This window comes from Halomonas shengliensis, from assembly GCF_900104135.1.
In the GTDB taxonomy this organism is placed as follows: Bacteria; Pseudomonadota; Gammaproteobacteria; order Pseudomonadales; family Halomonadaceae; genus Halomonas; species Halomonas shengliensis.
The window spans coordinates 135013-159498 of sequence record NZ_FNIV01000002.1 but is presented as its reverse complement, the minus strand read 5'-3'; the positions used below and the strand labels follow the sequence as shown (position 1 = coordinate 159498).

Here is a 24486-nt window from a genome sequence, read left to right as displayed (position 1 = left end):
AGAGCTCCCATGACCCTGTCCTCCCTGCGCCTCAAGAAGCACGCCGACCGCCGCCTCAAGGCCGGCCACCTGTGGCTCTACTCCAACGAGATCGATACCGATGCCACCCCGCTCAAGGGCCTTGAGCCCGGCGCCCAGGTGGTGGTGGAGGCCGCCAACGGCAAGGCGATGGGGGTGGCCTACGTCAATCCGCACTCGCTGATCTGCGCGCGGCTGGTCTCCCGAGACCCCAAGCAGGGGCTCGACCGCTCGCTGCTGGTGCACCGCCTCAACCAGGCGCTGGCGCTGCGCCAGCGCCTCTTCGCCGCGCCCTTCTACCGGCTGGTGCACGGCGAGGGCGACCTGCTGCCGGGCCTGGTGATCGACCGCTTCGGCGACACCTTGGTGGTGCAGCTCAGCACCGCCGGCATGCAGGCGGTGCTGCCCGAGCTGCTCGACGCCCTGGACAAGGTGCTCGCGCCGACCACGGTGGTGCTGCGTAACGACACCAGCGGCCGTCGCCAGGAGGGCCTCGAGCAAGGCGTGGAGGTGGTCAAGGGCGAGGTGGCCGACCCGGTGCTGCTGGAGGAGAACGGCGTGCGCTTCGCCGCGCCGGTGCTCGACGGCCAGAAGACCGGCTGGTTCTATGATCACCGCGCCAACCGCGCCTGGCTCAACCAGCTGGTGGCCGGCAAGCGGGTGCTGGACCTGTTCAGCTACGTCGGTGGCTGGGGTGTGCAGGCGGCGGCCCATGGCGCCAGCGAGGTGCTCTGCGTGGACGCCTCGGCGGCGGCCCTGGAGCGGGTGGCCGAGAACGCCGCCCTGAACGGCCTGCACGAGCAGGTCGCGGTGGGCGAGGGCGATGCCTTCGAGGCGCTGGCGGCGCTCAAGGCGGAGGGCGAGCAGTTCGACGTGGTGATCCTCGACCCGCCCGCCTTCATCAAGAAGCGCAAGGACATCCCCGCCGGCGAGCGCGCCTACGCCAGGCTCAACCGCGAGGCGATGCGCCTGCTGGGTCGCGACGGCCTGCTGCTCTCGGCCTCCTGCTCCATGCATCTGGCGCCGGAGCGGCTGATGGAGGTGGTGCGCGGCGCGGTGCGCCACCAGGACCGCCACGGCCAGGTGCTCTTCCAGGGCCACCAGGGGGCGGACCATCCGGTACACCCGGCCATCCCCGAGACCAGCTACCTCAAGGCGCTGGGCGTGCGCGTCTTCCGCGACTGAGCCGGGAGCGTCGCATGTCCCCCGACTCGGTCCGCGTCTTCGCCCACGCCAATGCGCTGCTGGTCGGCCATGTGCGCAACCTGCTGGCGGCGGCGGGGATCCCCGTCGAGCTGCGCAACATGACCCTGGGCGGCGGCGCCGGCGAGCTGCCCCTCACCGAGTGCGAGCCCGAGGTCTGGGTGCGCCCCCACAACCGCGAGCGCGCCGAGGCGCTGATCCGGCAGGCCCTTTCCGGGGAGAGCGAGGCGCCGGCCTGGCGCTGCCCGGGCTGTGGCGAGACGCTGGAGGGCGTCTTCGATACCTGCTGGCGCTGCGGCACCGGGCGCCCCGACGGCGGCGCCTGAGCGATCCGGGCGGTCGGTGCCGAAAGCCTTTCTGTCTCGTTCCCCTCCCGTCACAGGATTTTCGGTGGCGACGCTGGATTGCGTGGATTCTTGTTGAAATGCAGCGTGGACCCTTCGTGGATGCTCTGCCTGTGCTGTAATGGTGGCCGAACGATCCCCCATCACGACACCAGGAGGCCCCATGCAGATCGCCGTGCCCAAGGAGGTCAAGAACCACGAGTACCGCGTCGCCCTGACCCCCACCGGCGCCCGGGAGCTGGCCGGGCGCGGCCACACGGTCACGGTGCAGGCCGGGGCGGGCGAGGGCGCCGGCTTCGCCGATGCCGCCTATGAGGCCGCCGGCGCCCGCATCGAGGCGGACGTGGCGCGCCTCTGGGACGGCGCCGAGCTGATCCTCAAGGTCAAGGAACCCCAGCCCGAGGAGGTCGCCCGCCTGAAGGAGGGCCAGACGCTCTTCACCTACCTGCACCTCGCCGCCGAGGAGCCGCTGACTCGCGGCCTGATGGCGAGCGGCGCCACCTGCATCGCCTACGAGACCATCACCGACCGCCAGGGCGGTTTGCCGCTGCTGGCGCCGATGAGCACCGTGGCCGGGCGCATGGCGATCCAGGCCGGCGCCCACAGCCTGGAGAAGGCCCAGGGCGGTGCCGGCGTGCTGCTGCCCGGGGTGCCTGGCGTGGCCCCGGCTAAGGTCGCGGTGATCGGCGGCGGCGTGGTGGGCGAGAACGCCGCGCGCATGGCGCTGGGCCTCGGCGCCGAGGTGACGGTGCTGGACAAGTCGATCCCGAGGCTCGAGACCCTCGACGACCGCTACCAGGGGCGCATGAAGACGGTCTTCTCCACCGCGGATGCCATCGACGAGGCGGTGCGCGAGAGCGACCTGATCGTCGGGGCCGTGCTGATCCCCGGTGCCGCCGCCCCCAAGCTGATCACCCGCGAGATGCTCGCCGAGATGAAGCCCGGCAGCGTGCTGGTGGACGTGGCCATCGACCAGGGCGGCTGCTTCGAGACCAGCAGGCCCACCACCCACGCCGAGCCTACCTACGTGGTGGATGGCGTGGTCCACTACTGCGTGGCGAACATGCCCGGGGCGGTGGCGCGCACCTCCACCCAGGCGCTCACCAACGCCACCCTGCCGTTCGTGCTCGCACTGGCCGACAAGGGCTGGCAGAAGGCGCTGGCCGATGACCCGCATTTCCTGCCGGGTCTCAATGTCCATGACGGTCGGGTGACCTACCAGGCGGTGGCGGACGCCTTCGGCCTTGATGCCGTCGACCCGGCCGACCTGCTGGGGTAAGCGAGCGGGCCCCGGTCGCCTTGATCGGGGCCCCGCGTTACCATAGCGGCCATTTCCGCATCGCAGAGTCCGCTTACCCCATGAGTGCAGCTTCCGAGAAGACCCGCGTTCTCACCGGCATCACCACCACCGGTACCCCCCACCTCGGCAACTATGTCGGCGCCATCAAGCCCGCCATCGAGGCGAGCCAGGACCCCAACGTCCAGTCCTACTACTTCCTCGCCGACCTGCATGCGCTGATCAAGTGCCAGGACCCGCGCCGGGTGCAGGAGTCGCGCCTGGAGATCGCCGCCACCTGGCTGGCCCTGGGCCTGGATACCGACAACGCCATCTTCTATCGCCAGTCGGACATCCCCGAGATCCCCGAGCTGACCTGGATGCTCTCCTGCGTCTGCGCCAAAGGGCTGATGAATCGCGCCCATGCCTACAAGGCGGCGGTGGCGGAGAACGAGGCCGCCGGCAACCAGGACCCGGACAAGGGCATCACCATGGGCCTGTTCGGCTACCCGGTGCTGATGGCCGCCGACATCCTGATGTTCAACGCCAACAAGGTGCCGGTGGGGCGTGACCAGATCCAGCACATCGAGATGGCCCGCGACATGGCCGGGCGCTTCAACCACCTCTACAAGGGGCAGTTCTTCACCCTGCCCGAGGCGGCGGTGGACGAGAAGGTGGAGGTGCTCAACGGCCTCGACGGGCGCAAGATGTCCAAGAGCTACAACAACACCATCCCGCTGTTCGTCTCCGAGAAGAAGCTGCTCAAGCTGGTGCGCAAGATCAAGACCAACTCCCTGGAGCCCGGCGAGCCCAAGGACCCCGATACCTGCACCCTGTTCCAGATCTACTCCGCCTTCGCCAGCGCCGAGGAGACCGCGGCCATGCGCGACGAGTACGCGGCTGGCATCGGCTGGGGCGAGGCCAAGAACCGCGTCTTCGAGTACCTCAACGAGCACCTGCGCGAGCCCCGCGAGCGCTACCAGGCGCTGCTGGAGGACCCCGGCCATATCGAGCAGGTGCTGCTCAAGGGCGCCGAGCGCGCCCGCGCCGAGGCGGCGCCGCTGATGGAGCGCCTGCGCCACGCCGCCGGCCTGGGCCGCTTCGTCTAGGCTGTTCTCCCTTGCCGACTCTCCCTCCTCGACGGGCGCCCCGGTGGCGCCCGTCGTCGGTCAGGGCCGAGGACGACATTGATATTCCTTTGTGGAATTAAAGGTTTTATTTAAATTCTTTTCCATCTTGAGGCGAGGGCGATACCATGCCGGGTTACCCCTGACCCCCGACGACTTCGTGGGAGCCCTCCATGAGTGAACTCGCCCTTTCCCGCCCCGCGCGGGTCTCCGTGCCGGCCATCGCCGCCGGCGCCCTGCTGCTGGGTGCCCTGGCCGTGGGCACCGCCTTCGGCGCGCGTCTCGGCGCCCTGATGGTGGTCGGTGGCCTGCTCGGCATGGTGCTCTACCATGCCGCCTTCGGCTTCACCGCCGCCTGGCGGGTGTTCATCACCGAGCGCCGCGGCCGCGGCCTGCGCGCCCAGATGGTGATGCTGGCCATCGCCGTGCTGCTGTTCTTCCCGGCGCTGGGCGCCGGCAGCCTGTTCGGCCAGTCGGTCTATGGCTTCGTGTCGCCCATCGGCGTCTCGGTGATCGTCGGCGCCTTCCTCTTCGGCATCGGCATGCAGCTGGGCGGCGGCTGTGCCTCCGGCACCCTGTTCACCGCCGGCGGCGGCAACGCCCGCATGCTGATCACCCTGCTGTTCTTCATCGTCGGTTCGCTGATCGGTACCGCCCACTTCACCTGGTGGCAGAGCCTGCCCGCCTTCCAGCCGGTCTCCCTGGTGCGGGAGTTCGGCGTCGGCGGCGGCCTGGTGGTCAGCCTGGGACTCTTCGCCGCCATCGCCGCCTTCACCGTGGTCATGGAGAGGCGTCGCCACGGCGGCCTGGAGCGCGCCCCGGCGATCGATACCGGCAACCGCCGTTGGCTCACCGGCCCCTGGCCGCTGCTGTTCGGCGCCGTGGCCCTGGCGCTGCTCAACTTCGCCACCCTGGCCCTGGCTGGCCGCCCCTGGGGGATCACCTCGGCCTTCGCCCTGTGGGGCGCCAAGGGCTTCGAGGCGATCGGCGGCGATGTCAGCCAGTGGGGCTACTGGCAGGCCTCCTGGAATGCCGCGGCGCTGGAGGCGACGATCTGGCGTGACATCACCAGCGTGATGAACATCGGCATCCTGGTCGGCGCCCTGATCGCCGCCTCCCTGGCCGGCAAGTTCGCCCCCAGCTTCCGCATCCCGGCCCGGTCCATCGCGGCGGCGGTGATCGGCGGCCTGCTGCTCGGCTACGGCGCGCGCCTGGCCTTCGGCTGCAACATCGGCGCCTACTTCAGCGGCATCGCCTCCGGCAGCCTGCATGGCTGGGTGTGGCTGGTGGCAGCGTTCGCCGGCAACTTGGTCGGCGTGCGCCTGCGGCCGCTGTTCTTCACCGGCGAGGCGGCGCGCAAGCCCGTCGCCAAGGGCTGCTGACGGGGCGCTCCCGGAACCGTGCTTTCGCACCCGCGTGACGCGGCACGCCAGGCGCACGAATTTACGATGGTATCTGCTAATATGTAGTCTCAAGGCTGTCGGCAGCGGCACGGCGACACGCCTCAAGCAGAAGAACAGGGCCGCAAGGCCACGATGCTGTCATTGCGCAAGGAACCGACCATGCTGTTTCAACGTTTGGCGCTGACGCTGTGCCTGCTGCTGTTTGCCGTGATGGCGCATGCCCAGGACTACTACGTCGATATCACCAATGAGACGGGTTACACCATCTACTACCTCTATGTCAGTCCGGAGCACGCCTCCTCCTGGGAAGAGGATGTGCTGGGGAGCGATGTGATGCCGAGTGGAACGACGCAGCGCGTCAATCTCCAGGGATACAAGAGCCCCATCTTCGACATTCGGCTGATCGATGAAGACGACGACACCTATACCTTCTGGGGCGTCGACGTCTCGCGACGGGACCTGGTGGTGACGCTCGAGGATCTCGACTAGCGCATCCGCGCTACCTTCGCCGCATCTTGCGCCCCGGCCCTGCCGGGGCGTGGTGATTTCGGGCATGGTAGAGTGTTCCGAAAAGGCGCCGGTAGAGCGCCCACGGCCCGTTCCCGTCAAACCGATCGAGAGCTGAGATGACCACCGACACCAAGCGCCCTTTGTACATCCCCTACGCCGGACCCCCGCTGCTGGAGATGCCGCTGCTCAACAAGGGCAGCGCCTTCACCCGTGAGGAGCGCATCGAGTTCAATCTGATCGGCCTGTTGCCCCAGAACGTGGAGTCCATCGAGGAGCAGGTGGAGCGGGCCTATCGCCAGTATCAGCAGTGCCAGACCGATCTGGACAAGCACATCTACCTGCGTGCCATCCAGGACGACAACGAGACCCTCTACTACCGGCTGGTCTCGGAGCACCTCGAGGAGATGCTGCCGATCATCTACACCCCCACCGTGGGCAAGGCGTGCCAGGAGTTCTCCAACATCTATCGCAACCACCGCGGGCTGTTCATCAACTACGGCGACCGCGACCGCATGGATGACATCCTGCGCTCCTCCACCAAGGACAAGGTGAAGGTGATCGTGGTCACCGACGGCGAGCGCATCCTGGGGCTTGGCGACCAGGGCATCGGCGGCATGGGGATTCCCATCGGCAAGCTTGCGCTCTACACCGCCTGTGGCGGCATCAGTCCCGCCTACACCCAGCCGATCATGCTGGACGTGGGCACCAACAACCAGGCGCTGCTGGACGACCCCATGTACATGGGCTGGCGGCATCCGCGCATCTCCCAGGAGGAGTACGACGCCTTCCTCGCGGAGTTCATCGCCGCGGTGAAGCGCCGCTGGCCCGGCGTGCTGCTGCAGTTCGAGGACTTCGCCCAGGCCAACGCGGTGCCGCTGCTGTCGCGTTACCGCAACGAGTTGTGCTGCTTCAACGACGACGTCCAGGGTACCGCCTCGGTGGTGGTAGGCACCCTGATGGCGGCCTGCCAGGCTCGCCACGAGGGCATCGCCCAGCAGCGGGTGGTGTTCGTGGGGGCGGGCTCCGCCGGCTGCGGTATCGCCGAGATGGTGGTGGTGGCCATGCAGGCCGAGGGGCTCTCCGAGCAGGAGGCTCGCGCGCGCATCTACATGGTCGACCGCGAGGGCCTGGTCACCGATGATCAGGACTGGCTGCGCGACTTCCAGCGCCGCCTGGCCCACGAGGCCGCGTCGACCGACGGCTGGGACGGCCAGGAGCTGGTCGAGACGATCCGCCGGGTCAAGCCCACGGTGCTGATCGGAGTGTGCGGGCGACCGGGGATCTTCACCGAGGAGGTGGTGCGCACCATGCACGCCGGCTGCGAGATGCCGGTGATCATGCCGCTCTCCAACCCCACCTCCCAGGCCGAGGCGCTGCCCGCGGATGTGATCCGCTGGACCGATGGGGCCGCCCTGGTGGCCACCGGCAGCCCCTTCCCGCCGGTGGAGCACGAGGGACGCACGATCCCCATCGCCCAGTGCAACAACGCCTACATCTTCCCGGGCATCGGCCTCGGGGTGGTGGCCTCGGGGGCCAGCCGGGTGACCGACGACATGCTGATGGCGGCCTCCCGGGCGCTGGCCCGCGAGGCGCCCATCGTCAAGGAGGGGGAAGGGGCGTTGCTGCCGCCGCTCTCCTGGATCCGCGAGCTCTCCAAGGCGATCGCCTTCGACGTCGCCGGCCAGGCCCAGGGCGAGGGCGTGGCGCTGAAGACCAACGGCATCAAGCTGCGCCAGGCCATCGAGCGCAACAGCTGGACGCCGGAGTACCGGCGCTATCGTCGCCGCTCGTTCTGACTCCTACCAAGCGCCGACAAGAAGGCCCTGCCGGTTTCCCGGCAGGGCCTTTTGCTGCGGCACCGAGCGCAGGGCTTAGGCGGCGCCGATCATCTTGCGCAGCACGTAGTGCAGGATGCCGCCGTGGCGGTAGTAGGCCAGTTCGTTGGCGGTGTCGATGCGGCACAGCGCCTCGATCTGCTTCTCGCCCTTGTCGCTCTTGACGGTCACGGTGACCTTGCCGCCCGGGGTGAGCTCGGCGAGCCCCTCGATGGAGATCGTCTCGTCACCCGTCAGGCCCAGGGTCTGGCGGCTGTCGCCCTCCGGGAACTGCAGCGGCACCACGCCCATGCCGATCAGGTTGGAGCGGTGGATGCGCTCGTAGGACTCGGCCAGCACCGCGCGCACGCCGAGCAGCCGGGTGCCCTTGGCGGCCCAGTCGCGGGAGGAGCCGGTGCCGTACTCCTTGCCGGCCACCACCACCAGTGGCGTGCCCTCCTGCTGGTAGCGCATGGCGGCGTCGTAGATCGCCATCTGCTCGCCCGAGGGCACGTGGCGGGTCTCGCCGCCGACCACGCCGTCGAGCATCTCGTTCTTGATGCGCACGTTGGCGAAGGTGCCGCGCATCATGATCTCGTGGTTGCCGCGCCGCGAACCGTAGGAGTTGAAGTCCACCGGCTTGACGCCGTGCTCCTGCAGGTAGCGCCCGGCGGGGCTGTCGGGCTTGATGGCACCGGCCGGCGAGATATGGTCGGTGGTCACCGAGTCGCCCAGCATGGCCAGGATGCGGGCCTCCTTGACGTCCTCGATGGCGTCGGGCTCGCGGCCCATGCCCTCGAAGAAGGGCGGGTGCTGGATGTAGGTGGACTCGGGCCACTCGTAGACCTGGCTCTCGGGCACCTTGATGGCCTTCCACACCTCGTCGCCGTCGAACACCTCGGCGTACTCCCTGGAGAACATCGCGGTGTTGACCTGGGCCACCGCCTCGGCGATCTCCGCCTGGCTGGGCCAGATGTCCTTGAGGTAGACCGGTTCGCCGTCGCTGCTGGTACCGAGGGGATCCTGGGTCAGGTCACAGCGCACGTTGCCGGCCAGGGCGTAGGCCACCACCAGGGGCGGCGAGGCCAGCCAGTTGGTCTTGACCAGCGGGTGCACCCGGCCCTCGAAGTTGCGGTTGCCGGAGAGCACCGAGGCCACGGTGAGGTCGCCCTCGTCGATGGCCTTCTCGATGGCCTCGGGCAGCGGGCCGGAGTTGCCGATGCAGGTGGTGCAGCCGTAGCCCACCAGGTTGAAGCCCAGCGCGTCCAGGTCCTCGTTGAAGCCGCCGGCGGCCAGGTAGTCGGTCACCACCTTGGAGCCGGGGGCCAGCGAGGTCTTGACCCAGGGCCGGGTGGCGAGGCCCCTCTCGCGGGCCTTGCGGGCCAGCAGGCCGGCGGCCATCATCACGCTGGGGTTGGAGGTGTTGGTGCAGGAGGTGATGGCGGCGATCACCACGTCGCCCGGGTCGAGCTTGAAGCGCTCGCCGTCGAGGTCGACGTCCTGGCTGTCGGCGTGCTCATAGCTGCGCTCGACGCCCACCGCGGTCTGGCCGCCCTCGGACATCAGCTTGCCCTTCTCGGTGGAGGAGAGCGGCTTGCCGTCGTCCTCCATCACCTTCTCGAAGGCGGCCTGCATGTCCTTCAGCGCGACGCGGTCCTGGGGGCGCTTGGGGCCGGCCAGGCTGGCTTCCACCTCGCCCATGTCCAGCGCCAGGGTATCGCTGAAGACCGGCTCGTCGCCGGGCTCGCGCCACAGCCCCTGGGCCTTGCTGTAGGCCTCCACCAGGGCGATCTGGGCGTCGTCGCGGCCGGTCAGCCGCAGGTAGTTGAGGGTCTCGTCGTCGACCGGGAAGAAGCCGCAGGTGGCGCCGTACTCGGGGGCCATGTTGGCGATGGTGGCACGGTCGGCCAGCGGCAGGTCCTTGAGGCCGTCGCCGTAGAACTCCACGAACTTGCCCACCACGCCGCGCTTGCGCAGCATCTCGGTGACGGTGAGCACCAGGTCGGTGGCGGTGATGCCCTCACGCAGCTTGCCGGTGAGCTTGAAGCCCACCACCTCGGGGATCAGCATGGAGACCGGCTGGCCGAGCATGGCGGCCTCGGCCTCGATGCCGCCCACGCCCCAACCTAGCACGCCGAGGCCATTGATCATGGTGGTGTGGGAATCGGTGCCCACCAGGGTGTCGGGGTAGGCGACGGTCCTGCCGTCCTCCTCCTTGGTCCACACCGTCTTGCCTAGGTACTCCAGGTTGACCTGGTGGCAGATGCCGGTGCCCGGCGGCACCACGCGGAAGTTGTCGAACGCCTGCTGGCCCCAGCGCAGGAACTCGTAGCGCTCGCGGTTGCGCTCCATCTCCAGGGCGACGTTGTCCTTGAAGGCGGTGGGGTTGCCGAACTTGTCCACCATCACCGAGTGGTCGATGACCAGGTCCACCGGCGAGAGGGGGTTGATGCGGGCCGGGTCCTCGCCCAGGCGCTGCACGGCGGCGCGCATGGAGGCCAGGTCGACCACCCCGGGCACCCCGGTGAAGTCCTGCATCAGCACCCGCGCCGGGCGGTAGCCGATCTCGCGGTCGGAACGCCCCTCGCGCTGCCAGTCGACCAGCGCTTGCATGTCCTCGCGGGCGACGCTCTCGTCATCGGCGAAGCGCAGCTGGTTCTCCAGCAGGATCTTCAGGGTCTTGGGCAGCCGCTCGATGTTGCCCAGCGCCTCGGCGGCCTTGCCCAGGCTGTGGTAGTGATAGGTGTGGCCACCGGCCTCGAGGGTCTGCAGGGTATCGGGGGTGGAGTCGGTACTCATCGAAGTCCTCCTCGTCGCGGAGTGTGAACGAACCTTCCTGGTCGTGTGAGTGTACATGGTCATGATAGGCAGCCTTTTCAATGGCTGCCTGGCCCCGGCGATCGTTCCGGGAGCCGACGCTTGAAACGCCGGGCCTTCGCCGCCATGTCCACCGCAACAGTTTCCACCCACGTGATGACGGGCCGGCGACGCCCGGGGAGCCAACATGCATGAGCAGGAGCTGATCCCGCGGCGGGTGCGCTGCCCCTACTGCGATGCCCCCTTCGACCTGCTGCTGGACCCCTCCCAGGGCAGCCAGCTGACCTGGGAGGATTGCCATGTGTGCTGTGCGCCGATCCAGGTGCGCATCGAGGCCGACCCTGCCGATCCCGAGGCGCTGGCGGTGAGCCTGGGCCGCGACGACGAGGTGCTGTAGAGGTGATCGCTGGCGCGTAACGGCGCGTCACGCCTGACGGGCCGCGGGGGCCGCCTGCGGCTGCTACAATGGCGCCACCTTCCAGAATGCGACAGCCACGAGGATTCTCCATGAGCGACGCGCGTCACGAACGCCTGATCATTCTCGGTTCCGGCCCGGCGGGCTACACCGCCGCGGTCTATGCCGCCCGTGCCAACCTCAAGCCGCTGCTGATCACCGGCATGCAGGCCGGCGGCCAGCTCACCACCACCACCGACGTGGACAACTGGCCCGGCGACGACACCGGGGTCCAGGGGCCGGAGCTGATGGAGCGCATGAAGCGCCACGCCGAGCGTTTCGATACCGAGGTGCTGTTCGACCATATCCATGAGGTCGAGCTGCGCAGCCGGCCCTTCACCCTCAAGGGGGACGCCGGTACCTATACCTGCGACGCTCTGGTCATCGCCACCGGGGCGAGCGCCCGCTACCTCGGGCTGCCGTCGGAGCAGCAGTTCATGGGTCAGGGGGTCTCGGCCTGCGCCACCTGTGACGGTTTCTTCTACCGCAACCAGGAGGTGGTCGTGGTGGGCGGCGGCAACACCGCCGTGGAGGAGGCGCTGTATCTCGCCAACATCGCCTCGAAGGTGACCCTGGTGCACCGTCGCGACAGCCTGCGTGCCGAGAAGATCCTCCAGGACAAGCTCTTCCAGAAGGCGGAGGAGGGCAAGGTGGTGCTGGAGTGGAACCACACCCTGGACGAGGTGCTGGGCGACAACACCGGGGTGACCGGCGTGCGCCTGAAGTCCACCGACACCGGCGAGACCAAGGAGCTTCAGGCGCCTGGCGTGTTCATCGCCATCGGCCATAGCCCCAACACCGGTATCTTCGAGGGGCAGCTCGAGATGAGCGGCGGCTATATCAAGGTGAAGTCCGGCCTCGACGGCAATGCCACCGCCACCAGCGTGCCGGGCGTGTTCGCCGCCGGCGACGTCATGGACCATGTCTACCGCCAGGCCATCACCTCCGCCGGCAGCGGCTGCATGGCCGCCCTGGACGCCGAGCGCTACCTGGACGAGCTGTAATCCCTCCTACCCGGGAAAAGGCGCTGAGTGTCAATGTCACTGAGGTGAGCGGCGCCGGGGAGAGTCCGTAGAGGAGGTCCTACGCCAGGGATGGCGTCGGTAGCGCCCAGGGAGGGGTTCACAGCGCCTCCTCGGAGGACTGTCGCCGGGCAAGCCGCGACTCAGTGCCGCGCAGGCCAGGCGGACAGCTTAGCCTGGCGTGTGACCTTGCCAACTCTGCGAGTGTCAGTAATGCGGCGGCAGCTCGTCCTCGGGGCGAGGTTGTGCCGCATCGCCCTCCTGCAGCGCCTGCTGCTGGTTGCGGAGCTTCTGCTGCATCAGGTCGTTGATGCGCTCCAGCCGGGCAAGCCGCCGCTCCTGGGTGGCGACGGCCTCATCGAGGGTGTCGAGCCAGTGCTCCTGATAGGCGATCCGGCTCTCCAGGGCCTCCAGGCGCGCCTCCAGCCCCTCGGGCGCCGTCGTCGTGCTCATGCTAGAATCCTGCCGCTGCGTGTCACCGTTCACCGTGGCACCTTCCCGTGATTGCTGTTGTCGTTCATCACCCAACAAGAGAGTCATTCGAGTCCATGAATCGCAAGGTCATGTTTCGTTGCATCCTGGTCAGCCTGCTGCTCGCCGCCCCGGCGCCGCTGCTGATCGCCCTGTTCATCCACCTGGCCGGCGGCGCCCTCTCCGAGGCGCTGTTCGAGAGCCTCGCCATCGGCGGCGTCGCCGTGGTCTACGCCGCCGCGGCCGTGGCGGTATTCCTGCTGCTGCTGCTCGGCACCCTGGCCGTCAACGTGCTCACCCCGCAACTGGTCAACCTGGCCGAGGTCGAGAGCGATGACCGCGAGCTCGGCGAGGTGAAGTGGTTCAACGTCAACAAGGGCTACGGCTTCATCACCCGCGATAGCGGGGAGGATGTCTTCGTGCACTTCCGCGCCATCCGCGGGCGCGGCCATCGCACCCTGGCCGAGGGGCAGAAGGTGCGTTACCACATCATCGAGAACGAGCGGGGGCTGCAGGCCGACGATGTCACGGTGATTACGTGAATCGACGCGCCTGCGCTCGCCCAGGCGTTGTTGGAAGCGCGACGCGAGATGCTCATTTACTAAAGTAAACTCCGCTCTCACGCCGCACTTCCGCCTAGCCTGGCCATCGCTCGGCAGCTTCTTGCTTGTAGACACCGCTTGTTTCATGCCTTTCACGACAGCGCCCCGCCTCGAGCGGGGCGCTGTCTTTGTGGCTAGTGGCCGGAGTCGGGCCAGTCGATCTGTGCCTCGCTGCCGTCCGGCAGCACCCGCAGGAAGCGGTCGGGGTCGTCGCCGGGCTGCCAGCCGCCCAGCGAGCAGCGCACCTCGCAGGCCAGGCGGGCCGCCGCGGCCCGGGCGCAGGCGGCGTCGCTCTCCCAGGGGGTGTGCGGGCTGTCGAACCACAGGCTGGCGTAGCCGTCGGCGGCGCGCTCCACCAGCAGCACCGGGATCTCGTTGTCGCCCAGGCGGCCACGGGTGCGCCACTTGCCCTTGCCGGCAGGGGCCAGGGGGGCGGCGGCGAGGGTGTCGCCGAGCCAGTCGTTCAGCGCGTCCTGAGACGCCTGGGCCAGGTAGACCTCGATGTCGGGATAGCGGGCTTCGCTTGCCATGGGGCTCCTCAGGGGCGGGCGCCGTCGATGAACAGATGCGTCATGATCGCCTCGTAGACCCGGCTCAGGGTGTCCAGGTCGGCGGCAGGCACGCGCTCGTTGACCTGGTGGATGGTGGCATTGAGGGGGCCCAGCTCCACCACCTGGCTGCCCAGGGTGGCGATGAAGCGGCCGTCCGAGGTGCCGCCCGAGGTTGAGAGCTCAGGGGTGTGGCCGGTGACCTCCTCGACCCCGCGCAGCGCCGCCTCCACCAGCTCGCCTTCGGCGGTGAGGAAGGGCTCGCCGTTGAGCGTCCAGTCCAGCTCGTAGTCCAGGCCGTGGGCGTCGAGGATCGCCTCGGTGCGCGAGCGGAGCTCCTCGTCGGTCACCTCGGTGGAGAAGCGGAAGTTGAACACCACCTCCACCTCGCCGGGGATGACGTTGGTAGCGCCGGTGCCGGCACGCACGTTGGAGACCTGGAAGCTGGTAGCCGGGAAGAAGGCGTTGCCGCCGTCCCAGTGCTCCCTGGCCAGGGCGTCCAGCGCCGGCAGCGCCTGGTGGATGGGGTTGCGCGCCAGGTGGGGGTAGGCCACGTGTCCCTGGATGCCGCGGATGTGCAGTACCCCGCCCAAAGAGCCGCGCCGGCCGTTCTTGATCACGTCTCCGAGGCGCGCGGTGGAGGAGGGCTCGCCGACGATGCAGTAGTCGAGCCGCTCATGGCGTTCGCGCAGCTGCTCGACCACGGCGCGGGTGCCGTCCACCGCGGGGCCCTCCTCGTCGGAGGTGATCAAAAAGCCCAGCCGCCCGTGGTGGTCGGGGTGGACGGCGAGGAAGCGCTCTACCGCGGTGACCATGGCCGCCAGGCTGCCCTTCATGTCGGCGGCGCCGCGGCCGCGCAGCATGCCCTCGTCGTCGATGCAGGGCGCGAAGGGCGGGAAGTCCCAGCGGGTATGGGGGCCGCTGGGCACCACGTCGGTGTGCCCGGCGAAGGCCAGCAGCGGGCCGTGGTGGCCGCGGGTGGCCCAGAAGTTCTCGACGTCGCCGAAGGGCAGGCGCTCGACGTGGAAGCCGAGCGCCTCGAGGCGCTCGATCATCAGGGCCTGGCAGCCCAGGTCGTCCGGCGTCACCGAGGGGCGTGCCAGCAGGTCGAAGGCGAGCCGCAGGGTGGGCGAGAGGTCGCCGGGATCAGTTGTGGGCATGCAGTGCCTCGTTGAGCGCGATGGCGCTCTTGTTGGTGAGGCACTCGATGCGGCCGTTCTGGGAGTTGCGGCGCAGCAACAGGTCGTCCTGGTTGGCCAGCTCCCGGGCGGCCACGGTCTTGACCTCCTGGCCCTGGTCGTCGAGCAGGGTGACCTTGGCGCCGGCGGTGAGGTAGAGGCCCGCCTCCACGGTGCAGCGGTCGCCCAGCGGGATGCCGATGCCGGCGTTGGCGCCGATCAGGCAGCCTTCACCCACCTTGATGACGATGTTGCCGCCGCCGGAGAGGGTACCCATGGTGGAGCAGCCGCCGCCCAGGTCCGAGCCCTTGCCCACCATCACGCCGGCGGAGATGCGACCCTCGATCATGCCGGGGCCCTCGGTGCCGGCGTTGAAGTTGACGAAGCCCTCGTGCATCACCGTGGTGCCCTCGCCCAGGTAGGCGCCCAGGCGTACCCTGGCGGTGTCGCCGATGCGCACGCCGCCGGGCACCACGTAGTCGGTCATCTTGGGGAACTTGTCGACGCAGTCCACCGAGAGGTGGCGGCCGGCCAGGCGCGCCTTGAGCCGGCGGGCGGGCAGCTCCTGGACATCGATGGCGCCCTCGTTGGTCCAGGCGACGTTGCGCAGCAGGCCGAACATGCCGGTGAGGTCGAGGCCATGGGGCTTGACCAGGCGGTGGGAGAGCAGGTGCAGCTTGAGGTAGACCTCGGGTGCGGACTGCGGCGGCAGGTCCTCGGCCAGGAACATCGCCACCAGCGGGCGCTGGGCGCCGGCGAAGGCCTCGGCCAGCTCGGCCTGCTCGGCGTGGCCCGCGGCCTTCAGCGCGCCCGCGAGCTCGGCGCAGTGCTCGGGCAGGAAACTCACCGCGGCGTTGCCTTCGGGCACGTCCAGCACCTGCTTGACCGCCGCGATCAGGCCGTCGTCGGGGTTGAGCAGCGGTGCCGGGTAGTAGATCTCCAGCCAGTCGCCCTGGGTGTTCTGGGTGCCGGTTCCGAGTGCAAAGCTCAGCATGTCGAGGGTCCTCGTGCGTCGAGTGGGAAGAGGGGGAGTCGGGAAGGGCTTCAGCCCTTGATGTCGTCGTAGTCGCCGTCGCGGAAGCCCACGCGGATCTCGTCGCCGGTGTCCAGCAGCGGGCGCTTGAGCAGGGTGGGGTGGGCCAGCAGCAGCTCGCGGGCCCGGTTGGCGTCCATCGCCAGCTTCTCCTCCTCGGGGAGGTTGCGCCAGGTGGTGCTGCGCTTGTTGAGCGCGGTGAGCACCGGCACCTGCTCCAGGATGTGCTCGAGCAGTGCCGCGGAGAGGCCGTCCTCGCGCAGGTCGTGGTACTGGTAGGGGATGCCGGAGTGGTCCATCGCCTTGCGGGCGCGGCGACAGGTGTCGCAGTTCTTGATGCCGTACAGGGTGATCATCACAGCCTCCTCTCGATGACATCGCGGATGCGGCGGGCCGCCTCGACGGTGGCCTCGACTTCGGCCACCAGCGCCAGGCGCACCCGGCCGCGGCCGGGGTTGGCGCCGCTGTCGCCGGTGCCGGCTCGGCCCATCCTGTCGTCGGTGGCGGGACGACCCATATAGGAACCGGGCAGCACGCTGACATGGGCCCGGGTGAAGAGCTCGCGGGCGAAGGCCTCGTCGTCGCCCCCCGGGACCGCCGGCCACAGGTAGAAGCTCGCCTCGGGGGTGGGAAAGTCCAGCACCGGGGCGAGGATCTCGGTCACCGCGGCGAACTTCTCGCGGTAGGCGTCGCGGTTGGCACGTACGTGGGCCTCGTCGTTCCAGGCGGCGATGGCGGCGTGCTGCACGGGGAGCGCCATGGCACAGCCGTGGTAGGTGCGGTAGCGCCGGAAGGGGGCGATCAGCGCGGCGTCGCCGGCCACGAAACCGGAGCGCAGCCCCGGCAGGTTGGAACGCTTGGAGAGCGAGTGGAACACCAGGCAGCGGCGGTAGTCGTGGCGGCCGAGCGCCGCGCAGGCCTCCAGTAGCCCCGGCGGCGGGGCGGCCTCGTCCAGGTAGAGCTCCGAATAGCACTCGTCCGAGGCGATGATGAAGTCATGCTCATCCGCCAGGGCAATGAGTCGCTTGAAGTCGTCGAGCGGCGTCACCGCGCCCGTGGGGTTGCCCGGCGAACAGAGGAACACGACCTGCACCTCGCGCCAGGTGGCGGCGGGTACGGCGTCGAGGTCGGCACGGAAGCCGTTCTCGGCGCGGCAGTCCAGGTAGAGCGGCTCGCCGCCGGCGAGCAGGGTGGCGCCCTCGTAGATCTGGTAGAAGGGGTTGGGCATCGCCACCCGGGCCGGGCGCGTGCGGTCCAGCGCCGCCTGCACGAAGGCGAAGATCGCCTCGCGGGTGCCGTTGACCGGCAGCACCTGTGCCTCGGGGTCGAGCCCGGCGAGCGCGAAGCGCCGGTTGGCCCAGCCGGCGATGGCGGTGCGCAGCTCGGGAAGCCCGGCGGTGGCTGGGTAGCGGGCGAAGTCGGCCTGGTGGGCGTGCAGCGCCTCGAGCGCCGCGGGGTAGGGCGCGTGCTGCGGCTCGCCGATGGTCAGCGGGATGTGCGCGAGCCCCGCGGGGGGCGTGAGGCCGGCCTTGAGGGCGGCGAGCCGCTCGAAGGGGTAGGGCTTGAGGGCGTCGAGGTCGGGGTTCATGGGTGTCCAGGCGCGCCGCGTCGGCCGTGGCCTCGGGCGTCGTCGTTATCAGGGTGGTGAGCCGTTGTCGGAAGGGGCTCGATTATAGGGAAGCCCGGGAGAGGCCTCAAACGTCGAGCTCCTCCACCAGGCGCTCGCGCAGGCGCGCCTGGCGCTCGGGGTCGGTGAGGGGGTGGCCAGCCTTGTCGGTGATGAAGAAGACGTCCTCCACCTTCTCGCCGAGAGTGGCGATCTTGGCCGTGGAGAGAGCGATGTCCTGCTCCATGAAGATGCGCCCGACCCGGGCCAGCAGGCCGGGGCGGTCCGGGGCGATCAGTTCCAGCAGGGTGCGCTCGTTGGCCGGGTCCTGCTCGATGATCACCTCGGTGGGCACCTTGAAGTGCCTGAGCTGGCGCGGGGTGTGGCGAGTGACGATCTGCGGGTAGTCGTCGGGGTCGTCGAGCTCCTCCACCAGGTGGGCGCGGATCTCCTCCAGGCGTTCGGGGTCGCGGATGGCGCGGCCCTGGTCGTCGAGCACGATGAAGGTGTTGAGCGTCCAGTCGTTGCTGGAGGTGGCGATGCGGGCGTCGTGGATGGAGAGGCCGAGCTGGTCGAGGGCGGCGGCGGTGGCGGCGAAGAGGTCATCCACCGAGCGGGTGTGGATGAATACCTTGGTACCGCCTTCGGCCATGTCCTCGGCCGGGGCGCCGAGCAGGATCAGCGGCAGTTGGCTGTCGCCATGGGCGAGGATGCCCTGGGTCTGCCAGGCGATCTCGCTGGGGGCGTACTGCAGGAAGTAGTCCTCGCCCAGTGACTCCCACAGCCGCTGGACCCGGGGCATCTCGGCGCCCACCGCGGCGAGCAGCGAGAGCGCCTCGTCGCGGGTCTCGTTGACCCAGTCGTTGCGTTCCAGCGGGTTCTCCAGGCCCCGGCGCAGGGCGCGCTTGGTCTCGGCGTGCAGCTGGCGCAGTAGCGAGGCGCGCCAGCCGTTCCACAGCGTGGGGTTGGTGGCGTTGATGTCGGCCACGGTGAGCACGTAGAGGTAGTCCAGCCGCGTCTCGTCCCCGACCAGGCGGGCGAACTCGGCGATCACGTCGGGGTCGGTGATGTCGCGCTTCTGGGCCACCATGGACATGGTCAGGTGGTGCTCCACCAGCCAGCTCACCAGCCGGGTGTCCCGGGGCGAGAGGCCGTGGCGCTCGGCGAAGGCCTCGACGTCTCGGGCGCCGAGCAGCGAGTGGTCGCCGCCGCGTCCCTTGCCGATGTCGTGGTAGAGCCCGGCGATCCACAGCAGCTCGAGCTTGGGCAGCTGGTGGATCACGTTGGCGGCCACCGGGAAGGTCTCCCGGGCCTCGGGCTTGCGGAAGCCGTGGATGAACTTCAGCAGACGCAGGGTGTGGGCGTCCACCGTGTAGATATGGAAGAGGTCGTGCTGCATCAGCCCCACGGCGCGGCCGAACTCGGGCAGGTACTTGCCCAACACCCCGTAGCGGTTCATGCGCCGCAGCTGGCGGGCCACGTTGCCGCCGGAACGCAGCAGCTCCATGAACAGGCTCTGGTGGCGCACGTCGTCGCGGTAGAGGTCGTCGATCAGGTGGCGATGGTCGCGGATCAGGCGGATGGTGTCGGCGCGCACCCCCTCGATCTCGGGGTGCTCGGCCATCAGCAGGAAGAGCTCCAGCAGCGCCGAGGGGCGGTCGCGGAACACGGTGCGCGAGCGCGCCTGGATATAGCCGTCCTTGATCTCGAAGCGCTCGTTGAGGGGCGCCACCGGCAGGGTCTCGCCGGCGTGGAGGATCGCCTCGTCGAAGTGCTGCAGCAGCATGTCGTTGAGTCCCGCCAGCGCCGTGACATGGCGGTAGTAGCGCTTCATGAACTGCTCGACGGCGAGGCGCTCGGGGGTGTCGCGGAAGCCGAACAGCTCGGCGATGGTGCGCTGGTGGTCGAACAGCAGGCGGTCCTCGGCGCGGCCGGTGAGCATGTGCAGGGCGTAGCGCACCTGCCACAGGAAGGCCTGGCCCTGGCTGAGGATGCGCAGCTCCGGGTCGTTCATGAAGCCGGTGGCCACCAGGTCCTCGTAGCGCTCGCTGCCGAAGTGGCGCTTGGCCACCCAGCCGATCATCTGGATGTCGCGCAGCCCGCCGGGCGCGCTCTTGATGTTGGGCTCGAGGTGGTACTCGGAGTTGTTGTGGCGATAGTGGCGGCTGATCTGCTCCTGCCACTTGGCCTCGAAGAAGCGGTCGGCGGGCCACAGCCGCTCCGGCGCCAGGCGTGCCTTCATCGCCTCGCGCAGCCGTTCGGGACCCGCCACGGTGCGGCTCTCCAGCAGGTTGGTGATCACCGTGACGTCGGCCGCGGCCTCGCGCTCGCAGTCGGCCAGCGAGCGCACGCTGTGGCCGATCTCCAGGCCGATGTCCCACAGGAAGGTGATGAAGGCGGTCAGCGCCTCCCGGTAGGGGGCATCGTCGTCGTGCTCGAGCAGCAGCAGCAGGTCGACGTCGGAGTGGGGATGCAGCTCGCCGCGGCCGTAGCCGCCCACGGCGAGCAGGGCGAGGCCGTCGCCTTCGGGCCAGGCCTGCTGCTCCCAGGCCACCGCCAGCAGCCGGTCGAGGCACCAGGCGCGCCCGTGGACCAGGTCGCGGATGTCGGCGCCGTCGCGGAAGCGTGCGTCGAGCCGGGCCTGGAGCTCGCCCAGCGCCGCCTTGAAGGGGGCGATGGGGGAGCGGCTGCCGGCGAGCTCCTCGCGGAAGGCCGCCACGTCGAACAGCGTCTCGTCCGGCGTGAAGCGGTAGTGGTGGAGCAGCATGGGCTCAGCGCTCGAGGAAGGAGAGGTCTTCGTCGCGGCGGGCGGTCAGTACCTCGACCCCCGTCTCGGTGACCAGCAGGGTGTGTTCCCACTGGGCGGAGAGGCTGCGGTCGCGGGTCACCGCGGTCCAGCCGTCGCGCAGCACCTTGGTGCGATAGCCGCCGACGTTGATCATCGGCTCGATGGTCAGGCACATGCCCGCGGCGAGCGCGATGTCGGCCTCGGGGGCGTAGCCGTCGTAGTGGAGCACCTGCGGGTCCTCATGGAAGCTGGCGCCGATGCCGTGGCCGCAGAAGTCGCGCACCACCGAGTAGCCGCTGGCCTCGGCGTGCTGCTGGATGGCGCGGGCCAGTTCCGAGAGGTGCACCCCCGGGCGCACCAGGGCGATGCTCTTGTAGAGGCACTCCTGGGTGACGCGGCACAGGCGCTCGCCCTGGATGGTCTCGCCGATCACGAACATCACGCTGGAGTCGCCGTGGTAGCCGTCGGCGGTCTTCACGGTGATGTCCAGGTTCATGATGTCGCCGTTCTTGAGCTTCTTGGCGTCGTCGGGGATGCCGTGGCACACCACGTGGTTGATGGAGGTGCACACCGACTTGGGGAAGCCGTGATAGTCCAGCGGGGCAGGGGTGGAGCCCAGCTCGTCGACGATGTAGGCGTGGCAGAGGCGGTCGATCTCGCCGGTGGAGATGCCGGCCGTCACATGGGGGGTGATCATCTCGATCACGCTGGCGGCCTGACGGCCCGCCTCGCGCATCTTCTCGATCTCGTCGGGCGTCTTGATGGGTACGTTCATGGAGTCTCGGGGTCGGGGGTGGGGCGGCCCGCGCCCGGGGGAAGGGGGCGGGCGACTTCATCTCGGCGTCATTCCATGGTATAAAGCCGCGCGCCTTCCTGCAATCGCCGAGCCCGCCACCCTGGCGAGCCGGCGTTCACGATGGCGTCAATCAACGTAACGCCTTGAAAACACACATGCACCGGCACATGGTCCCGGGTGCTGCCGCGTCTCTCGCGAGCGTGGCGGTCGGATCCATGGGGTGCATGGAGGCCTAACCCGATTTTCCAGGAGTCATCCATGGCACACGTCAACATGCGTGACCTGCTCAAGGCAGGTGCTCACTTCGGTCACCAGACCAAGTACTGGAACCCGAAGATGAGCAAGTTCATCTTCGGCGCCCGCAACAAGATCCACATCATCAACCTCGAGCACACCCTGCCGGCCCTCAACGAGGCGATCGACGTGGTCGAGAAGATGGCGGCGGCCAACAACAAGATCCTGTTCGTCGGCACCAAGCGCAGCGCGAGCAAGATCATCAAGGAAGAGGCGACCCGCGTCGGTCAGCCGTTCGTCAACCATCGCTGGCTCGGCGGCATGCTGACCAACTACAAGACCATCCGCGTTTCCATCAAGCGCCTGGGTGAGCTTGAGGCGATGCACCAGGACGGCACCTTCGAGAAGCTGACCAAGAAGGAAGTGCTGATGGCGACCCGCGAGCAGGCCAAGCTCGAGCGGTCCGTGGGCGGCATCAAGGAGATGGGTGGCCTGCCCGACGCCCTGTTCGTGGTCGATGTCGACCATGAGCGCATCGCCATCAACGAGGCGAACAAGCTGGGCATTCCGGTCATCGGCGTGGTGGACACCAACTCCGATCCGGACGGCGTCGACTACGTGATCCCCGGCAACGATGACTCCATCCGCGCCATCCAGATCTACGTCAAGGCCATCGCCGATGCCTGTGCGCGCGCCAAGGAAGGTCGTCCCGACGAGTTCGTCGAGGTGACCGAAGAGCCCGCCCAGGAAGGCGACGCCGCCGCCGAGTGATCGCGGCCCGGGGCCGGCACTCGCCCGTCGGGCGGTGCCGGTCGGCAGGAAGGGGGCCACGGCCCCCTTTCGTCTCCGAATTCACCGGATCCTCGCCAGCGAGGGTCCGGGCCCACTTCCCGAGTTAAGTCAGAGGTAACACCCATGGCAGCTATCAGCGCCTCCCAGGTCAAGGAACTGCGCGAGCGTACCGGGCTCGGCATGATGGAGTGCAAGAAGGCCCTCACCGAGGCCGGCGGCGACATCGAGGTCGCCATCGAGAACCTGCGCAAGAACTCCGGCCTCAAGGCCGCCAAGAAGGCCGGTCGTACCGCCGCCGAGGGCACCGTGGTGACCCGTGTGGCCGAGGATGGCAGCGTCGGCGTGATGGTCGAGATCAACTCCGAGACCGACTTCGTCGCCCGTGACGACAACTTCAAGGCCTTCGCCGACAAGGTGGCCGATGCCTTCTTCGCCGCCAAGAGCGAGGATGTCGCCGCCGTGATGGAAGGCGACCTGGAAGCCGCCCGCGAGCAGCTGGTCCAGAAGATCGGCGAGAACATCGGCGTGCGTCGCAGCGTGGTGGTCGAGGCCGGCGACGGCAACCTGGTGGGCGAGTACGTCCACGGTGGCCGCATCGGCGTGCTGACCGTCCTCAAGGGCGGCACCGAGCAGGCCGCGCGCGACGTCGCCATGCACGTGGCCGCCATCAACCCGGCGGTGGCGCGTCCCGAGGACATGCCCCAGGACAAGCTGGACGCCGAGAAGGCGATCATCCTGGCCCAGCCCGACATGGCCGGCAAGCCCGAGAACATCGCCGAGAAGATGGTTCAGGGCCGCCTCAAGAAGTACCTGGCCGAGAACAGCCTGACCGAGCAGCCCTTCGTCAAGAACCCGGACCAGACCGTCGCCCAGTTCGTCAAGGACGCCGGCGGCGAGGTGCTCGGCTTCACCCGCTTCGAGGTGGGCGAGGGCATCGAGAAGGAAGAGGTCGACTTCGCCAAGGAAGTGATGGAACAGGCCAAGCGCAGCTGAGGTCGCAAGTTCCGCTAAGATGATGGCGTGCGCGCGAGCGCACGCCTTCGCGTATCCGGCCGGTCGATCCGGCCGCCATGCCACCGCCGATGCAGGAGATGATGCCATGTCCACGAGCGACCCCGTCGAGACCCCCGCCAAGCCCCGCTCCCAGAAGTCGAAGTACAAGCGGATCCTGCTCAAGCTCTCCGGCGAGGCGCTGACCGGCGACGCCGAGTTCGGCATCGACCCCAAGGTGCTGGATCGCATGGCGCTGGAGATCGGGCAGCTGGTGGGCATCGGGGTGCAGGTGGGCATCGTGGTCGGCGGCGGTAACCTGTTCCGGGGTGCCGCCCTGCACGAGGCCGGCATGGAGCGGGTCACCGGCGACCATATGGGCATGCTGGCCACGGTGATGAACGCCCTGGCCATGCGCGACGCCCTGGAGCGCTCCAACATCCGCTCGCGGGTGATGTCGGCGATCCCCATGAGCGGCGTGGTGGAGCACTACGACCGCCGCACCGCCATCCGCTACCTCACCTCCGGCGACGTGGTGCTGTTCTCGGCCGGCACCGGCAACCCCTTCTTCACCACCGACTCCGCGGCCTGCCTGCGCGGCATCGAGATCGACGCCGACGTGGTGGTCAAGGCCACCAAGGTGGACGGGGTCTACGACAAGGACCCGGTCAAGCATCCGGACGCGGTGAAGTACGACCAGCTCAGCTACGACGACGCGCTGGACCAGAAGCTCGGCGTCATGGATTTGACCGCCATCTGCCTGGTGCGGGACCATGACATGCCGGTTCGCGTCTTCAACATGAACAAGCCCGGCGCCCTGCTCAACCTGGTGGTGGGCGGCGAGGAAGGCACGCTGATAGACAGAGGCTGATATCGTGATCAATGACATCAAGAAGGACGCAGAGAGCCGCATGAAGAAGAGCGTCGAGGCGCTCCACGGCAACCTGAACAAGATTCGTACCGGGCGGGCCCACTCCAGCATCCTGGACTCGGTCACCGTCGAGTACTACGGCAGCCAGGTCCCGCTGAACCAGGTAGCCAACATCAATACCGAGGATGCCCGCACCCTCTCGATCGTGCCCTGGGAGCAGAGCATGGTGCCCAAGATCGAGAAGGCGATCATGACCTCCGACCTTGGCCTGAACCCCTCCACGGCCGGCAACAACATCCGTGTGCCGATGCCGATGCTCACCGAGGAGACCCGCAAGGGCTACATCAAGCAGGCGCGCCACGAGGCGGAAAACGCCCGGGTGGCGGTGCGCAACGTGCGCCGTGACGCCAACGGTGACATCAAGTCCCTGCTCAAGGAGAAGGAGATCACCGAGGACGAGCAGCGCCAGGGCGAGGAGGCGATCCAGAAGTTGACCGACAAGTACATCGCCGAGATCGACAAGACCCTGGAGTCCAAGGAACGCGATCTGATGCAGATCTGAGGACCCTCGCCCGGCCCGCTCGCGGCC

23 protein-coding genes are annotated in these 24486 nt (G+C 68.6%); 14 read left to right on the top strand and 9 right to left on the bottom strand.

All coding sequences use genetic code 11. The features are described from left to right. The first annotated feature begins 9 nt into the window (after positions 1-9). The 7 genes from BLP95_RS03330 to BLP95_RS03300 all read left to right on the top strand — a co-directional run bounded on the left by BLP95_RS03330 (position 10) and on the right by BLP95_RS03300 (position 7677). A complete protein-coding gene (locus BLP95_RS03330) occupies positions 10-1203 on the top strand; it encodes a class I SAM-dependent rRNA methyltransferase (RefSeq protein WP_089677022.1) in 1194 nt (397 codons plus the stop codon). Positions 1204-1217: 14 nt separating this feature from the next. After that, positions 1218-1547 (top strand): putative signal transducing protein, encoded by a 330-nt coding sequence (locus tag BLP95_RS03325; protein ID WP_089677021.1) that lies wholly within the window; start codon positions 1218-1220, stop codon positions 1545-1547. A gap of 181 nt (positions 1548-1728) precedes the next feature. After that, on the top strand, positions 1729-2844 hold the full coding sequence (ald, locus tag BLP95_RS03320; protein ID WP_089677020.1) for an alanine dehydrogenase: 1116 nt from the start codon (positions 1729-1731) through the stop codon (positions 2842-2844). Between the two features lie 80 nt (positions 2845-2924). Further along, on the top strand, positions 2925-3950 hold the full coding sequence (gene trpS, locus BLP95_RS03315; protein WP_089677019.1) for a tryptophan--tRNA ligase: 1026 nt from the start codon (positions 2925-2927) through the stop codon (positions 3948-3950). A gap of 191 nt (positions 3951-4141) precedes the next feature. After that, positions 4142-5350, top strand: a complete 1209-nt coding sequence (locus BLP95_RS03310) for a YeeE/YedE family protein (protein WP_089677018.1) — start codon at positions 4142-4144, stop codon at positions 5348-5350. A gap of 180 nt (positions 5351-5530) precedes the next feature. Continuing rightward, a complete protein-coding gene (locus BLP95_RS03305; protein WP_089677017.1) occupies positions 5531-5860 on the top strand; it encodes a hypothetical protein in 330 nt (109 codons plus the stop codon). Between the two features lie 137 nt (positions 5861-5997). Beyond that, positions 5998-7677 carry an NAD-dependent malic enzyme gene (locus BLP95_RS03300; RefSeq protein ID WP_089677016.1) on the top strand — a complete coding sequence of 560 codons (1680 nt, stop codon included), beginning with the start codon at positions 5998-6000 and terminating at the stop codon, positions 7675-7677. A gap of 75 nt (positions 7678-7752) precedes the next feature. Here the strand turns inward: BLP95_RS03300 and acnA are convergent, their stop codons facing one another. Further along, the gene (gene acnA, locus BLP95_RS03295) at positions 7753-10494 is read right to left on the bottom strand and encodes an aconitate hydratase AcnA (RefSeq protein WP_089677015.1); all 2742 of its coding nucleotides are present in this window, start codon (positions 10492-10494) and stop codon (positions 7753-7755) included. 205 nt (positions 10495-10699) lie between these two features. Between acnA and BLP95_RS03290 the strand changes: the two genes are divergently transcribed. Then, positions 10700-10909 (top strand): CPXCG motif-containing cysteine-rich protein, encoded by a 210-nt coding sequence (locus tag BLP95_RS03290; protein ID WP_023004597.1) that lies wholly within the window; start codon positions 10700-10702, stop codon positions 10907-10909. Positions 10910-11019: 110 nt separating this feature from the next. Continuing rightward, on the top strand, positions 11020-11970 hold the full coding sequence (gene trxB / locus BLP95_RS03285; protein ID WP_089677014.1) for a thioredoxin-disulfide reductase: 951 nt from the start codon (positions 11020-11022) through the stop codon (positions 11968-11970). A gap of 225 nt (positions 11971-12195) precedes the next feature. Here the strand turns inward: trxB and BLP95_RS03280 are convergent, their stop codons facing one another. Then, positions 12196-12441, bottom strand: coding sequence for a SlyX family protein (locus tag BLP95_RS03280; RefSeq protein ID WP_089677013.1), 246 nt, complete (start codon positions 12439-12441; stop codon positions 12196-12198). A 95-nt stretch (positions 12442-12536) separates the two neighbouring features. Here BLP95_RS03280 and BLP95_RS17165 point away from each other — a divergent pair, with 95 nt between their 5' ends. Then, a complete protein-coding gene (locus BLP95_RS17165; protein WP_089677012.1) occupies positions 12537-13001 on the top strand; it encodes a cold-shock protein in 465 nt (154 codons plus the stop codon). Between the two features lie 194 nt (positions 13002-13195). Here the strand turns inward: BLP95_RS17165 and BLP95_RS03270 are convergent, their stop codons facing one another. From BLP95_RS03270 to map, 7 genes are all read right to left on the bottom strand, one after another. Then, on the bottom strand, positions 13196-13591 hold the full coding sequence (locus tag BLP95_RS03270; protein ID WP_089677011.1) for a hypothetical protein: 396 nt from the start codon (positions 13589-13591) through the stop codon (positions 13196-13198). 8 nt (positions 13592-13599) lie between these two features. Then, positions 13600-14769 carry a succinyl-diaminopimelate desuccinylase gene (dapE, locus tag BLP95_RS03265; RefSeq protein WP_089677010.1) on the bottom strand — a complete coding sequence of 390 codons (1170 nt, stop codon included), beginning with the start codon at positions 14767-14769 and terminating at the stop codon, positions 13600-13602. Next, positions 14756-15781, bottom strand: a complete 1026-nt coding sequence (dapD, locus tag BLP95_RS03260) for a 2,3,4,5-tetrahydropyridine-2,6-dicarboxylate N-succinyltransferase (protein WP_089677009.1) — start codon at positions 15779-15781, stop codon at positions 14756-14758. The genes dapE and dapD overlap by 14 nt, the downstream gene beginning before the upstream one ends. Before the next feature lie 50 nt (positions 15782-15831). Beyond that, entirely contained in the window at positions 15832-16176 is a 345-nt protein-coding gene (locus tag BLP95_RS03255) for an arsenate reductase (RefSeq protein WP_089677008.1), read from the bottom strand. Continuing rightward, positions 16176-17408 carry a succinyldiaminopimelate transaminase gene (gene dapC / locus BLP95_RS03250; RefSeq protein WP_089677007.1) on the bottom strand — a complete coding sequence of 411 codons (1233 nt, stop codon included), beginning with the start codon at positions 17406-17408 and terminating at the stop codon, positions 16176-16178. The genes BLP95_RS03255 and dapC overlap by 1 nt, the downstream gene beginning before the upstream one ends. Positions 17409-17514: 106 nt before the next feature. Next, positions 17515-20193: a [protein-PII] uridylyltransferase gene (locus tag BLP95_RS03245; RefSeq protein ID WP_089677006.1), complete on the bottom strand. Its 2679-nt coding sequence runs from the start codon at positions 20191-20193 to the stop codon at positions 17515-17517. A 4-nt stretch (positions 20194-20197) separates the two neighbouring features. Further along, a complete protein-coding gene (gene map, locus BLP95_RS03240) occupies positions 20198-20989 on the bottom strand; it encodes a type I methionyl aminopeptidase (RefSeq protein ID WP_089677005.1) in 792 nt (263 codons plus the stop codon). 279 nt (positions 20990-21268) lie between these two features. On the opposite strand from map, the gene rpsB reads away from it, so the two are divergent. From rpsB to frr, 4 genes are all read left to right on the top strand, one after another. Then, positions 21269-22015, top strand: a complete 747-nt coding sequence (gene rpsB / locus BLP95_RS03235) for a 30S ribosomal protein S2 (RefSeq protein ID WP_089677004.1) — start codon at positions 21269-21271, stop codon at positions 22013-22015. Positions 22016-22159: 144 nt separating this feature from the next. Continuing rightward, positions 22160-23029, top strand: coding sequence for a translation elongation factor Ts (tsf, locus tag BLP95_RS03230; protein ID WP_089677003.1), 870 nt, complete (start codon positions 22160-22162; stop codon positions 23027-23029). A 106-nt stretch (positions 23030-23135) separates the two neighbouring features. Further along, positions 23136-23897, top strand: coding sequence for a UMP kinase (pyrH, locus tag BLP95_RS03225; protein WP_023004610.1), 762 nt, complete (start codon positions 23136-23138; stop codon positions 23895-23897). Between the two features lie 4 nt (positions 23898-23901). Then, positions 23902-24459, top strand: coding sequence for a ribosome recycling factor (gene frr / locus BLP95_RS03220; protein WP_089677002.1), 558 nt, complete (start codon positions 23902-23904; stop codon positions 24457-24459). Positions 24460-24486 lie beyond the last annotated feature (27 nt).

Bases quoted from the DNA above. Each gene is read 5' to 3' on its own strand.
- BLP95_RS03330 (WP_089677022.1), top strand. From the start codon at position 10: ATGACCCTGTCCTCCCTGCGCCTCAAGAAGCACGCCGACCGCCGCCTC.
- BLP95_RS03325 (WP_089677021.1), top strand. From the start codon at position 1,218: ATGTCCCCCGACTCGGTCCGCGTCTTCGCCCACGCCAATGCGCTGCTG.
- ald (WP_089677020.1), top strand. From the start codon at position 1,729: ATGCAGATCGCCGTGCCCAAGGAGGTCAAGAACCACGAGTACCGCGTC.
- trpS (WP_089677019.1), top strand. From the start codon at position 2,925: ATGAGTGCAGCTTCCGAGAAGACCCGCGTTCTCACCGGCATCACCACC.
- BLP95_RS03310 (WP_089677018.1), top strand. From the start codon at position 4,142: ATGAGTGAACTCGCCCTTTCCCGCCCCGCGCGGGTCTCCGTGCCGGCC.
- BLP95_RS03305 (WP_089677017.1), top strand. From the start codon at position 5,531: ATGCTGTTTCAACGTTTGGCGCTGACGCTGTGCCTGCTGCTGTTTGCC.
- BLP95_RS03300 (WP_089677016.1), top strand. From the start codon at position 5,998: ATGACCACCGACACCAAGCGCCCTTTGTACATCCCCTACGCCGGACCC.
- acnA (WP_089677015.1), bottom strand. From the start codon at position 10,494: ATGAGTACCGACTCCACCCCCGATACCCTGCAGACCCTCGAGGCCGGT.
- BLP95_RS03290 (WP_023004597.1), top strand. From the start codon at position 10,700: ATGCATGAGCAGGAGCTGATCCCGCGGCGGGTGCGCTGCCCCTACTGC.
- trxB (WP_089677014.1), top strand. From the start codon at position 11,020: ATGAGCGACGCGCGTCACGAACGCCTGATCATTCTCGGTTCCGGCCCG.
- BLP95_RS03280 (WP_089677013.1), bottom strand. From the start codon at position 12,441: ATGAGCACGACGACGGCGCCCGAGGGGCTGGAGGCGCGCCTGGAGGCC.
- BLP95_RS17165 (WP_089677012.1), top strand. From the start codon at position 12,537: ATGAATCGCAAGGTCATGTTTCGTTGCATCCTGGTCAGCCTGCTGCTC.
- BLP95_RS03270 (WP_089677011.1), bottom strand. From the start codon at position 13,591: ATGGCAAGCGAAGCCCGCTATCCCGACATCGAGGTCTACCTGGCCCAG.
- dapE (WP_089677010.1), bottom strand. From the start codon at position 14,769: ATGCCCACAACTGATCCCGGCGACCTCTCGCCCACCCTGCGGCTCGCC.
- dapD (WP_089677009.1), bottom strand. From the start codon at position 15,781: ATGCTGAGCTTTGCACTCGGAACCGGCACCCAGAACACCCAGGGCGAC.
- BLP95_RS03255 (WP_089677008.1), bottom strand. From the start codon at position 16,176: ATGATCACCCTGTACGGCATCAAGAACTGCGACACCTGTCGCCGCGCC.
- dapC (WP_089677007.1), bottom strand. From the start codon at position 17,408: ATGAACCCCGACCTCGACGCCCTCAAGCCCTACCCCTTCGAGCGGCTC.
- BLP95_RS03245 (WP_089677006.1), bottom strand. From the start codon at position 20,193: ATGCTGCTCCACCACTACCGCTTCACGCCGGACGAGACGCTGTTCGAC.
- map (WP_089677005.1), bottom strand. From the start codon at position 20,989: ATGAACGTACCCATCAAGACGCCCGACGAGATCGAGAAGATGCGCGAG.
- rpsB (WP_089677004.1), top strand. From the start codon at position 21,269: ATGGCACACGTCAACATGCGTGACCTGCTCAAGGCAGGTGCTCACTTC.
- tsf (WP_089677003.1), top strand. From the start codon at position 22,160: ATGGCAGCTATCAGCGCCTCCCAGGTCAAGGAACTGCGCGAGCGTACC.
- pyrH (WP_023004610.1), top strand. From the start codon at position 23,136: ATGTCCACGAGCGACCCCGTCGAGACCCCCGCCAAGCCCCGCTCCCAG.